This window comes from Hyphomonas sp., assembly GCF_037969335.1.
GTDB lineage: Bacteria > Pseudomonadota > Alphaproteobacteria > Caulobacterales > Hyphomonadaceae > Hyphomonas.
Genome location: NZ_JBBKXE010000133.1, coordinates 49523 through 62144 on the forward strand (window position 1 = coordinate 49523; position 12622 = coordinate 62144).

Below are 12622 nucleotides of genomic sequence, written 5' to 3' on the forward strand. Positions count from 1 at the left end.
ATATTTGTTGGACGTATATCAACTGCATGGTAAGTGATTTCCATAGACCCGCCAATGGCGCGGGCAAACGGAGGAAGACACCATGGCCATCCCGAGCCAAATCGCGGCAGAAATCGTTGATCCGAAAGCCTATGCGGACGGCAAGCGCGTGGATGAAGCACTTGCCTGGCTGAGGAAAAATGCGCCGCTGGACGTGGCCGAAGTTGAAGGGTTTGACCCCTTCTGGGCCGTCACGCGACACGCTGACATCCTGCTCGTCGAACGCCAGAACGAACTCTTCCACAATGGAGACCGGTCAACGGTCCTCACCACCATTGAGGCGGACAAAAAGGTTCGCGAGATGATGGGCGGTTCGCCGCACCTTGTTCGGTCGCTCGTACAGATGGATAATCCGGACCACATGAACTATCGCCGCCTGACACAGGCCTGGTTCTTGCCGCAGAACATACGCAAGCTGGAAGACCGGATCCGCGAAATCGCCCGCGGCTTCATCGACAAGATGGCCGACAAGGGCGGTGAGTGCGATTTTTCGCGCGATGTCGCCTTCCTCTATCCGCTGCACGTCATCATGGAAGTGCTGGGCGTTCCGGAAATCGACGAGCCACGGATGCTAACGCTCACGCAGGAACTCTTTGGCAGCAGCGATCCGGAAGTGAACCGGACCGGCAAGGAAATGACCGACGCGGATGAAGCGCTCGCCGCAATTCAGGGCACTGTGGTCGACTTCATGACCTACTTCAACGCCATGACCGAGGACCGCCGCCAGAACCCGCGCGACGATCTCGCCAGCGTCATCGCCAATGGTGCGATCGAAGGCCAGCCGCTCGGGCATCTTGAGGCCATGAGCTATTACATCATCGCGGCGACGGCAGGCCACGACACGACATCGAATACGACCGCCGGTGCGCTCTGGGCGCTGGCCGAGAATCCCGACCAGTTCAAGAAGCTGAAGAACGACCTGTCGTTCATCCCGAGCATGATCGAAGAATCGATCCGCTGGGAAACGCCGGTGAAGCATTTCATGCGGACCGCGACGGCCGACACCGAGCTCGCCGGCAAGCAGATCAAGAAGGGCGACTGGCTGTTCCTGTCCTATCCGTCCGGCAACCGCGATGAAGCCGTGTTTGACGACCCCTTCTCGTTCAAGGTCGATCGCTCGCCGAACAAGCATGTCGCCTTCGGCTATGGCGCGCATGTCTGCATCGGCCAGCACCTTGCCCGCATGGAAATGCGCATTTTGTGGGAAGAACTTCTGCCACGCCTTGAATCGGTGGAACTGAATGGAACGCCGACCCGGACGCAGGCCAATTTCGTCTCCGGCCCGAAATCGGTGCCGATCCGGTTCAAGATGAGCTAGGCCTCAGGCCAGCCGCTTTCAGCGCGCTGGCCTGGCGGGCTGCCACAGTGGTGACGTCAAAGCCCTCCAAGCTCTCCTCGAACAGGCGGTGATAATTGACCTCGGCCTTCAGGCGCAGGTAAGCCGCGCCAAGGCCGATCGCGGCCCGGTCCATGAACACGAACTCGCGCGGAATTTTCACCGGCCCCTTCTCCTTGAGCAGGCGACGGACCTGGAACGCTTCCTTGCGGCCATATTCGCCCGCCGACACGCCGTCCGCCACGCTGCGCACGCGGTCGTCGAGCAGCGGACCATAGATGAAGCGCGCCCAGATATTCAGCACTTCGACCAGTTCGCGCGACAGGTTCTGGAAGCCCCACTTCTCGTAAGCCGCATAGGCCGCGTCGAAATCTTCCGCCAGCGTGGCGCGATAGAGGTCAACCACGCCCTCCACGAAGGTCGGCGGGAACACGCGGATGCAGCCGAAGTCGAGAAGGTTGATACCTGTGCCGCCACCGGTGACCTGGTAATTGCCGAGATGCGGATCGCCATGGATCACGGCATGGCCGTTGAATGGCCCCCACCAGGTCCAGAACAGCATTTCGGCGATATGGTTGCGGGTCTCCTGCGCTGCACTCTCGAACGCATCGAGGCGCTCGCCATCCAGCCATGTCATCGTCAGGAGACGGTCTGTCGAAAATTCCGGCACGGGTTCCGGCACCTGCACGAAATCCTTGTCGGCAAGCATGGCCGCATACAATGCCATATGCTTGGCCTCACGCCCGTAATCGAGTTCCTCGCGGAGGCGGTCTGTCACTTCACCGACCATCTCGGTGAGATCGATTGACCCGTCCATCCGCTTGAACAGGCCGAGCATGGCCTTCAACTGGCCCACATCAGACTCAACCGCGCTCGACATGTCCGGGTATTGCAGCTTGCAGGCGACGCGCCGCCCATCATGCAGCCGCGCATCGTGAACCTGCCCCAGCGAGGCCGCATGGGACGCCTCCTTCTGGAACGTGTCGAACTGCGACAGCCAGTCGGGGCCAAGCTCAGCCCGCATCCGGCGCTTGACGAACGGCCACCCCATCGCAGGTGCCTGCGCCTGGAGCTGGCCAAGTTCGTCGGCATATTCGGCCGGCAGGAAATCCGGGATGGTCGACACCATCTGGGCGACCTTCATCAGCGGCCCCTTGGACCGCCCCAGCGCGGCGGCCAGCGCCTTGGCGATCCGCTCATCGCCCTGGGCCCCGCCGAACAGGGTATTGGCTGCGAAGCTGATCCCGGCGCCCGACAGGTTCGCGCCCACCTTCGCCGTTCGCGAGAGTCGCCCGCTCAATCGGTTGCGTTCCGGATCGGGCACATCAGGCGTATCGGTCATACATCCGATATAGGCGGTTTCCCTCTGATTGGCAGGTGCGACATTTGCAAAAGTCGGGCGGGGCAGTTGCAGCGGCCGCACGAGTGAGGCAAGTCTGATGCCTGAACGTGCTGGAGGCTGCCCCATGAACCCGTCTGCAAACTATGATGTCGTCATCTATGGAGCCACCGGGTTCACTGGTCGCCTCGTCGCCGAGTACATGAACACCACTTATGGCGTCGACAAGGATGTGACCTGGGCCATGGCCGGACGGTCGCTCGACAAGCTCAAGACCGTGCGCGACGAGATGGGCATCCCGAAATCCGTCGACCTGATCGTCGCTGATGCGTCCGATCCGGCATCGCTGGAGGCGATGGTCAAGTCTGCCCGTTGCGTGCTGACCACCGTCGGCCCCTACCAGCTCTACGGCACACCCCTCGTGGAGGCCTGCGCCACTCAGGGCGTCGACTATGTCGACCTGTCCGGCGAAGTCGCCTGGATGCACGACATGATCGCAGCCTACGAAGCCACGGCGAAAAAGAGCGGCGCGCGCATCGTTTTCTCATGCGGTTTCGACTCCATTCCGTTCGATCTCGGCGTCCTGTTCCTCCAGAACGAGGCAATGCGCGCGTTCGGCACACCGGCCGTCCGCGTGAAGGGACGCATGCGCAAGATGAAGGGCACGTTCTCCGGCGGCACCGCAGCCTCCGGCCGCGAGACCATGGCCCGGGCCATGGCCGATCCTGCCGTCATGGCCGTGTTGCGCAATCCCTTCTCGCTGACCGGCGGTTTTGAGGGGCCGGACCAGCCGCATGGCATGTCGGTGCAGGAGGATGAAGATTTCGGATCCTGGGTCGCGCCGTTCATCATGGCGCCGATCAACACCAAGAACATTCATCGTTCCAACGCGATCATGGGCCACCCCTATGGCGAGGACTTTGTCTATGACGAGATGATGCTGACGGGCCCCGGCGAATCCGGCAAGGCCGCAGCCGAAATGGTCGCCAAGAGCAACACGATGGGCGGGGAAGACGGTCCGAAGCCCGGCGAAGGTCCCTCAAAAGCAGAGCGTGAGGCGGGTCTGTATGATTTCGCCCTGCTCGGCATCACCAAGAACGGCGATCGCATCAAGGCGACGGTCACAGGTGACAAGGACCCCGGTTACGGGTCGACATCGAAGATTATCTCCGAAGCCGCGATCTGCCTGGTCAAGGATTGCACCGACCTCGGTGGCGGCATCTATACGCCCGCCGCCGCCATGGGTCTCACCCTGGTCGACCGCCTGCAGTCACATGCCGGATTGGCGTTCAGCATCGACAAATGAGGCAAAAGGGTGACAAGCGCCCTTTTTTCAGGCTATAGCGCCCGCGTCCGCTCCTGATCGCGGTCGCAACCTGAGAGTCGTTCACCGCCTCAATCTCGCCGGACCCGAAGATCCGGCCACGCGCAGCACCCAAAAAATCAATCAATCCGGCAGCTGCGACCAGAACGCCAGCGCCAAAGGCCGGGATACCGGCCGCAAGAAGGATACGTCGCCCCATGTCGTACAATACATTGCTGACAGAGTCGGACGCCGAAACCGGCATCGCCGTCATCACACTGAACCGGCCTGACCAGCTCAACGCCCTCAATGACGAAATGATGACGGAACTGACCCACGCCATCGACCGGTTCGAAGCGGACAAGGATATTGGCTGCATCGTCCTGACCGGCTCGCGCAAGGCCTTTTCCGGCGGCGCAGACGTCCGGGAAATCATGGACCAGGATTATCCTGCCGCCTATTATGACGACCTGATCACCCGCAATTGGGAGCGCGCATCGAGCGCCCGCAAGCCATTGATCGCGGCCGTCAGTGGCTATGCCGTGGGCGGCGGCTGCGAACTGGCCATGATGTGTGACATCGTCATTGCCGCTGACTCGGCTCGTTTCGGCCAGCCGGAAATCCGTCTCGGCGTAATGCCCGGCGCTGGCGGCACGCAGCGGCTTGCGCGCTTTGTCGGCAAGTCCAAGGCCATGGAACTCTGCCTGACCGGACGGATGATGGAAGCCGCCGAAGCCGAACGCTGCGGCCTGGTTGCCCGGATCGTGCCGGCAGACGACCTCATGGACGTCGTGCGTGAGATGGCACGTACCATAGCGGCCATGCCGCGTGCGGCAGCCATGATGACCAAAGAAGCCATCAACGCCGCCTATGAAACACCCATGTCGCAGGGCATCCGTTTCGAGCGTCGCCTGTTCCAGTCGCTGTTTGCGACCGAGGACCAGAAGGAAGGCATGTCCGCCTATGTCGAGAAACGCTCGGCCCACTTCAAGGACCGCTAGGCTGCTGTCAGCCGCCTGAGCAGGACCGCTATTCTCTTTACTGCAAAGTGTTGTTAACCTTAGCGCGCTCAGGGGATGGGGCGGCTTTGCAGCGGGGAACAGCTCATGGCGGAGGTAAGCGCAGTCTCAACGAGCCTGGTTATCAGTGTGCTCGTGGCGTTACTCGTGATTGGCGGCGCCGTCGTCGCTCTGGTCTACAAGGCACGCGGCCCGTTCATTCCGCCGGCCGAAGATGATACCTATCTGGTTCGCGGGCCCGACGGACGCATCCAGGCCCTCACGGCAGAGATGAAGGTCAAGGCTGGCGATCCGCGTATCGTTCAGTTCCAGAACCGCCAGCACCTGCGCTTCCCCGTCTACGATCCACGGTTCAATTCGCTCGCGTATGATCATCTGGTGACCGATGCAGGCGCCATCTCCCTGCGCATCCACACGACCACGCCCTTCCCCTTCACCGCCGTGACAAATGACGGGCACGTTGTGACAGTCACCCCATCGGTCAGTTTTTGCGTCAATCGGGACCGCGTGACGGATCTTGCCCGGCTGGGGGATTTCGGCGATCAGCTTGAACGGCGTATCCGCTCGGCCTTTTCCGGCGCCATCGGCCGGCGCAAGGACGAACAATTGCGCGAAAGCCATCACGAGATCGAACGGGAAGTGACCGAAGAGCTCGCCGGCATGGAATCCGGCACAGGTGACCTGGGCGTACCGCTCGGCGTCAACGTGTTCGAAGCGAGGTTCAGCTATCGCGATGGCTCCACCCTCCCCAGCGACGTCGTGGTGACCCCAGATGCGATGGCGTCGGATGGCGGCGCGATCGGCACTGACGCCACCGGCGACACCACATTGCCCTCCCAGCGCGTGGCGCTGGCGCAGGCCGCCCAGCTCGGGGACATCGGTTCGCGTGACATCGGGACGCCCGGTGCCATGCAGTTTCTCGGCACGGAACTCGACAAGCTGCTCGACCAGTTCCGTGATCGCAGCCCGGAACAGATCGCGGCCCTGCTCAGCCTGATGGAGATGCAGACCCGTCAGAATATCGTTTCGATGCTCAGCAAATCCGGCGGCCTTGTCGTATTCTCTGCAAAGGAACTGGGTCTCGAAGGCAATCAGGCGCTGACAGAGCGGCTGAACGAGATGGCCGCCGGGGCCGAGGAACCGCCGGAAACCGAATAGCGGCGGCCCGCTGGCGCAGTTTTCTGTCAGCCCCCCAGTTGACGCGTTCGCACCGTTTATGTATGCCCCCGCCTTCAGCTTGAGGGAGGTCTCCTTCGGGCTTCAGGAGTTAGATATGGCCAATACCCGTTCCGCCAAGAAGATGGTCCGCAAGATTGCGGCTCGTACCGAGGTCAACAAGGCGCGCCGCTCGCGTGTGCGCACTTATGTCCGTAAAGTCGAGGAAGCCATCGAAGCAGGCGATAAGTCCGCCGCTCAGGACGCCCTGCGCGTTGCACAGCCCGAGCTGATGCGCGCTGTCACCAAAGGCGTCATGCACAAGAATACATCGTCCCGCAAAGTCTCGCGCCTCTCGGCCCGCGTCAGCGCAATGGGCTGAAGCCTTCCCGGCTTCGAACCCCGATGACAAAACAAGACCCGCCCGGCTCATGCCTGGCGGGTTTTTTCTTGCGACGAATTCAGGATCCAAGGCTCGCAAAAATATGCCGGATATGGTTTTCTGGAACGGGTCCTCCTTTGGTTCATTTTTGCATTTTTGCGCGTTCCCGGGAGGCAGCTCTGCAAGAATGGGTCGGCTTTATTGGTTGCAATATTTTATCGCTAACAAAAGCTCGAATTTCACAGCCAATTGCGCGTGGATGGTGTTGACAGAACATTAGCGAACGATTGCGCTGAACGACTCACTCACAAAAAAAATACACAAGATAAGCGGCTGATTTTGATGAAATTTTGGTCACTGGGCCCAAGAGTCAACTGGCCAATACCGGTTGTCAAAAAAAAGATACACTTGTCAGAAAAACGGCAGGAAGATACCTTGGGGATACCAGCTAATAACTCTCCCTGCACGGAGTATTTACGGGGCCCAGGTGGTGATCTGGAGGGAGAGTTGCGTGCCTGCTTGTCATGAAGTATCTTATCAAGAAAATTGGTCTAGGCGATTTTCCGAATTACACTTTTTGATTCTGAGCATAGCGTAGAGTTTTCGGGCACGGAAAAAGTCAATAATCTCCCAGGCCAGGCCATCTGGCAGAAGGTCAGGGAGACGCTCGCAACCGTCTTGAATGCAACCGACTATGATCGTTGGATCGAAGACCTGCGCCTGATCGCAGAAGTCGATGGCGAAATGGTGATCGCGGCCCGCGATCCCCTCGCCTATGACCGCGTCGTGGCCGAGCACAAGCGGCTTATCCAGCGCACATGGCGCGACCATGATCCCGCCCGCCGTGGCATCCGGCTGGAGTGCTGGCGCAATGCCCGCGCCGAAGTGCGTGACCTCGTCTCCGATCCATGGGCGGAAGCCGCTCCGGCACCCCAGCCGGAACGCGCAGCGGCCTCTGGTGACGATGGCGGCAAGACGACAACCGCAACCGGCGCGAACGGCGCGCCGAACATGACGTTCGAAACACTGGTTACCGGTCAGTCGAACGAGATCGCTGTGCAGCTCGCGCAGCGGATTGCGGCTGGGCAGACCGTCGGCACCTTGACGACGCTGATCTATGGCCGTCAGGGCACCGGCAAGACGCACATCCTTCTGGCCTTGAAGAACAAGGTCGAGGCGCAGGAACCGGACCGGGTCGTCGTCTACCTCACGGCTGAGGAATTCATGTCTGCCTATCATGATGGCGTGAAGGTGAAGGACACGAGCGGACTGAAGAAACGCCTGCGTTCGGCAACGCTGCTGCTGATCGACGACCTGCACCGCATTGCCGGCAAGCCGGGCACCGAGACAGAGCTCTACCAGAACATCCGTGAAGTCACCGGCAATGGTGGCCTCGTGGTCCTGGCGGGTGATGAAGCCCCCGGCGACGTGACCGGTTTCGGCCCCCGCATGCGGGCAGAGCTGAAAGGCTCGATCGCCGTCGAAGTCGGCCTGCCGGATGCCGACATGCGCCGCGAGATCCTCGTGCGCCTGGCAGCTCACATTGAAGCGGGTCACCCAGACTTCGTGCTTACCGACGAAATGATCGCCCGCATCAATGCCGGCATTCGTGGGCCGGGCCGGGAACTCACCGGTGCAATCTGGAGCCTCTACACCGAAGCCGGTTTCGGAGACCGCGCGCCGACCATGGAAATGCTCGACCGCGTAATCCGCCGCCATCAGGGAGAAGTCAAAGTGCCCACGATCGAACTCGTCAAACGCGCCACCATGAAGGTTTTCGGCATTTCCAAGAGCGATCTTGAAAGCCCCTGCAAGGCTCGCGCGGTTGTCTATCCCCGTCAGGTCGCAATGTATGTTTGCCGTGAGAAGACCGGCAAGTCGCTTCCCCAGATCGGTCACAGCTTCGGCAAGCGGGATCATACGACGATCCTCTACGCCCACCGCAAAGTGTCGAAGAATATCGCAACCGATCCGGAACTTGCAGGCGACATCGCACGTGTCACCGAAGCAATCTTCGAACTTCAGGCGGCAGGCGCGAACTAGAACCGCCAGGTTGCCCTTGGGCGTCGCCGGATCGGTGCTTGGCTTTTCCGCCCGATTGTTTAAGGGTTCTTAGCCCGCTCTCCACTGGAGGGCGGGCTGATTCTGCCGCGGGCCACCTGCCCGGCCGGCACGGACCAGCCAAGTGAACTTGATCAGGAAGACAGGCGCACCGGGCGCCGGTGATGGACGGACCAGCAGATGAAACTTACCATTGAACGTAGCGATCTCCTCAATGCCCTCTCGCATGTGCAGAACGTCGTCGAGCGCCGCAACACCATTCCAATCCTGTCGAACGTATTGCTGCAGGCCAGCAAGGGCGAACTGAAGCTCACGGCGACCGATCTCGATATCGAGGCTGTCGACAGCGCCGACGCTAAGGTAAGCCGCGAAGGCGCCGTCACGGCACCTGCCGGCACCTTGTTCGACGTTATCCGCAAGCTGCCAGCTGGCGCCGAGATCGAACTGGAAACCCAGCCCGACAACCAGCGCCTGGCGATCCGCGCCGGCCGGTCGCATTTCGAACTGCCGACCCTGCCCGCCTCCGACTTCCAGACGATGAGCGGCGATGACGGCGCGACGGCCTTTTCGGTCGATGCGAAAGACCTTGCCCGCCTGATCGACAAGACCCGGTTCGCCATCTCGACCGAAGAGACCCGCTACTATCTCAACGGCGTCTACCTTCACGGCGCCAAGAACGAAGACGGCAAGGCCGTCCTGCGCACCGTCGCCACCGACGGCCACCGCCTGGCCCTCGCCGAGATTGCGGCTCCCAAGGGCTCTGAAAATCTCGAAGGCGTGATCGTGCCCCGCAAGGCCGTTGCCGAAGCCCGCCGCCTCATCGACGCCGTCGATGGCGAGGTCGACATCGAAGTATCCGACACGAAGATCGTTGTTCGCGCCGGTCGCGCGGTGCTGACATCGAAATTGATCGACGGATCCTTCCCGGACTATGCCCGCGTCATTCCCAAGGGCAATGACAAGAAACTCGTCGTCGACAACAAGGCCTTCGAAGCCGCCGTTGACCGCGTCTCGACCGTCTCGGCAGAACGCTCGCGTTCGGTGAAAATGTCAGTGTCCGAAGGCAAACTGACGCTCGCCGTCAGCCACGCGGAGACGGGCGCAGGCAATGAAGAGCTCGAAGCCGAATACAGCTCCGACGCGATGGAGATCGGCTTCAATGCCAAATACCTGCTCGATATCGCCGGGCAGATCGAAGCCGACACGGTCGAATTCATGTTCAATGACCCGGCCTCTCCCGCGCTCGTGCTGGACCCGTCGGATGACAGCGCACGCTACGTGCTGATGCCGCTCAGGGTCTAGGCCCGTCAGACGGGATCGACGCTTGGCTCAGATCACCCGACTCTCCCTTACGGACTTCCGCAACTACGCCGCGCTGACACTGCCGCTTGATGGCCGTCACGTCTGCCTGTTCGGCGCCAATGGGGCCGGCAAGACCAACCTGCTCGAAGCGGTCAGCCAGCTTGGCCCCGGGCGCGGCCTGCGCTCCGCCACGCTGCCCGAAATGGTCCGCAAGGATGCCCCCGGCAGCTGGACTGTCGCCGCCACGCTGGCCAATGACCAGAAGATCGGCGTCGCGCTCGAAACCGGCTCTGGAGCCAAGCGCAATGTCCGCATCGACGGGGCGTCTGCCACCGCATCCGACCTGGCCGACCTTGTCCGCATCGTCTGGCTGACGCCCTCCATGGACAGCGTCTTCCGCGGCGGCGCATCGGATCGGCGCCGTTTCCTTGACCGCCAGGTCATGGCGCATATGCCCACTCATGGCCGCGCCGCCAGCCGCTATGAACAGGCCATGCGCGAACGCAATGCGCTCTTGGAACGCGGCCATGTCGACCCGGCCTGGGCCGATGCCATCGAGGCCCGCATGGCCGAAGCCGGCGCAGAGATCGCCATCAACCGCGCGCATGTCCTGGAATCCCTGCAGGGCGCCATCGAGGCCCGGCCAGAAGGCCACTTCCCCAAGGCTGATCTCACGCTGGAAGGCGACGCCGAACAGGCCGCCCTGCGCGGCGATGATTTCAAGTCGATCTTCGAGACGCTGGCCGAGACGTTCCGCAACACACGCCGCCGCGACATTGCCGCCGGGCGCACGATCGACGGCCCGCACCGCTCAGACCTGGTCGTCATCCACCGCCCCACTGGCGCGCCCGCACGCGACGCCTCGACCGGCCAGCAAAAGGCCCTCCTGATCGGCTTGATCCTCGCCTCGGCGGGTGCTTTGCGCGCAGGCGGCGATGGCCCGGCGCCCCTGCTGCTGCTCGACGAAGCCGCTGCCCATCTCGACCCGGACCGGCGCGCAGCCCTCTATGACGAGCTTTGCGCCCTCGGTGGACAGGCATGGCTCACCGGCACCGAACGGTTCCTGTTCGAAGCCTTTGGCGACCGGGCCCAGTGCGTCCGCGTCGAAGACGGCACCGCCAGCGTCGAGGCCTAGTCGGCTGCTCCGCCGCTGGCCCATTCCACCAGCATCGGATTGACCTCCACGTGGCGCTGGTAGTTCAGGCCATGCGTGCCGCCCGCGATGATCCGCACGTCCGCACGCGGGATCAGCGCCACCAGTTTCGCCGCGCTGGAAACCGCGATTGTGTCATCCGCATCTCCGAACACCGCCACGACCGGTATTTTCGTCTTGTCGGAAACCGTGCTGAACAGGCGCGCCCGATCCGACATCGGGAAATGCCGCATCGTCGACAACAGGGCCTTGCGATAGCCGCGGAAGTCCAGCTGGCGCGTGACGTCGCCCTGCAGGCGGTTGGCCGGATCAAGGGCGCTTTCGTCGAGTTGCGAATTGCCCAGCAGGATGCCGCGTCCGAACACACGCCAGATCCAGTCGCCGATCACCGGCATGCGCACCAGCTTGGCTGCGCCGCTGTTGCCCCCGGTCACATCCAGCCCGGCAGGCACCAGCAGGAAAATATCCGACACGCGTTCCGGATGGCGCCCGGCAAATGACATGACGATCGGCCCGCCCATCGACAGGCCGACAAGACGGACCGGCTCCGACAGGCCGAGGCCGTCGAGCAGGTCCATCAATTCACGGTCGTAGAAGGCCTCATCGTACGGGCCCTTCGGCCGGTCAGACCAGCCGCGCCCGAAATGGTCATAGCGCACGACCCGGAACCCGGCATCGACCAGCGCCGTCGCATTCTGTTCGAAAATGAAGGACGGCGTCGAGAAGCCGTGCACCATGACGACAATCTCGCCGTCCTCGGGCCCCTGCACCAGGTAGTGGAGCGTGCCGCCCGAAACCTCGAGAAACGCGCCCGGCGCGTCGGCCCGGGCTTCGGCATCCAGCACCTGCAGGTTCCGGCCGGCCCACCAATACGTGACCAACGATACGGCGGCGACAAGGCCCACCGTCCACAGCAGCAGTCTAACCATCAGTCCATCCCGTTACGCCCCAAGCGGGGGACCCGTCATTGCATTTCGCTTACCGATGCATATCGAGCCAAATCCTGAGTTTTTGCAAGTCTGGAATGAACAAGCCAACGCCGACCTGCAGCATTCAGGGCAGGATGGCGGATGCTGCGCGGTTCCGCCTGTCGTACGCAGGCATAATTCCAAACCCGGGAGTGGATCATCACGCCAGTGCGGTCTAGGTAGGGATCAGACCCCTATCCGGAGACATGCCCATGAAGACCCGCGCCGCCGTTGCCTTTGAAGCCAGGAAACCCCTCGAAATCGTCGAGCTGGACCTCGAAGGCCCGAAGGCCGGTGAAGTGCTCGTCGAAATCATGGCCACCGGCATCTGCCACACCGACGCCTACACGCTCGACGGGCTCGACAGTGAGGGCATCTTCCCCAGCGTGCTCGGCCATGAAGGCGCGGGCATTGTCCGCGAGGTCGGCGCGGGTGTCACCAGCGTCAAGCCGGGCGACCATGTCATCCCGCTCTACACGCCCGAATGCCGCCAGTGCAAAAGCTGCCTCTCGGGCAAGACCAATCTCTGCACCGCCATCCGCGCGACGCAGGGCAAGGGCCTGAT

At 62.2% G+C, this 12622-nt stretch carries 11 protein-coding genes; 9 read left to right on the forward strand and 2 right to left on the reverse strand.

Translation table 11 applies throughout. From position 1 onward, the window contains the following. Positions 1-82 precede the first annotated feature (82 nt). Entirely contained in the window at positions 83-1357 is a 1275-nt protein-coding gene (locus AADA04_RS10120) for a cytochrome P450 (RefSeq protein ID WP_340693143.1), read from the forward strand. On the opposite strand, the gene AADA04_RS10125 is transcribed toward AADA04_RS10120, so the two are convergent. After that, a complete protein-coding gene (locus AADA04_RS10125) occupies positions 1344-2717 on the reverse strand; it encodes an AarF/ABC1/UbiB kinase family protein (protein ID WP_340693144.1) in 1374 nt (457 codons plus the stop codon). The two genes, AADA04_RS10120 and AADA04_RS10125, sit on opposite strands and share 14 nt — an antisense overlap. Positions 2718-2841: 124 nt before the next feature. Between AADA04_RS10125 and AADA04_RS10130 the strand changes: the two genes are divergently transcribed. The 7 genes from AADA04_RS10130 (at position 2842) to recF (ending at position 11071) form a co-directional block, all read left to right on the forward strand. Beyond that, positions 2842-4020 (forward strand): saccharopine dehydrogenase NADP-binding domain-containing protein, encoded by a 1179-nt coding sequence (locus AADA04_RS10130; protein WP_340693145.1) that lies wholly within the window; start codon positions 2842-2844, stop codon positions 4018-4020. Between the two features lie 215 nt (positions 4021-4235). Beyond that, positions 4236-5018, forward strand: coding sequence for an enoyl-CoA hydratase (locus AADA04_RS10135; RefSeq protein WP_340693146.1), 783 nt, complete (start codon positions 4236-4238; stop codon positions 5016-5018). Between the two features lie 105 nt (positions 5019-5123). Further along, the gene (locus AADA04_RS10140) at positions 5124-6194 is read left to right on the forward strand and encodes a hypothetical protein (protein WP_340693147.1); all 1071 of its coding nucleotides are present in this window, start codon (positions 5124-5126) and stop codon (positions 6192-6194) included. Positions 6195-6309: 115 nt separating this feature from the next. Then, positions 6310-6573: a 30S ribosomal protein S20 gene (gene rpsT / locus AADA04_RS10145; RefSeq protein WP_340693148.1), complete on the forward strand. Its 264-nt coding sequence runs from the start codon at positions 6310-6312 to the stop codon at positions 6571-6573. Between the two features lie 642 nt (positions 6574-7215). Then, positions 7216-8616: a DnaA/Hda family protein gene (locus tag AADA04_RS10150; RefSeq protein ID WP_340693154.1), complete on the forward strand. Its 1401-nt coding sequence runs from the start codon at positions 7216-7218 to the stop codon at positions 8614-8616. Positions 8617-8814: 198 nt separating this feature from the next. After that, on the forward strand, positions 8815-9936 hold the full coding sequence (gene dnaN / locus AADA04_RS10155) for a DNA polymerase III subunit beta (RefSeq protein WP_340693149.1): 1122 nt from the start codon (positions 8815-8817) through the stop codon (positions 9934-9936). A 22-nt stretch (positions 9937-9958) separates the two neighbouring features. Continuing rightward, positions 9959-11071, forward strand: coding sequence for a DNA replication/repair protein RecF (gene recF / locus AADA04_RS10160; RefSeq protein WP_340693150.1), 1113 nt, complete (start codon positions 9959-9961; stop codon positions 11069-11071). On the opposite strand, the gene AADA04_RS10165 is transcribed toward recF, so the two are convergent. Next, complete coding sequence (locus AADA04_RS10165) at positions 11068-12018, reverse strand: alpha/beta hydrolase (RefSeq protein ID WP_340693151.1); 951 nt, start codon at positions 12016-12018, stop codon at positions 11068-11070. The two genes, recF and AADA04_RS10165, sit on opposite strands and share 4 nt — an antisense overlap. A gap of 251 nt (positions 12019-12269) precedes the next feature. On the opposite strand from AADA04_RS10165, the gene AADA04_RS10170 reads away from it, so the two are divergent. After that, positions 12270-12622, forward strand: a 353-nt coding sequence (locus AADA04_RS10170) for an alcohol dehydrogenase catalytic domain-containing protein (RefSeq protein WP_340693152.1), incomplete at its 3' end; no start/stop codon positions are given.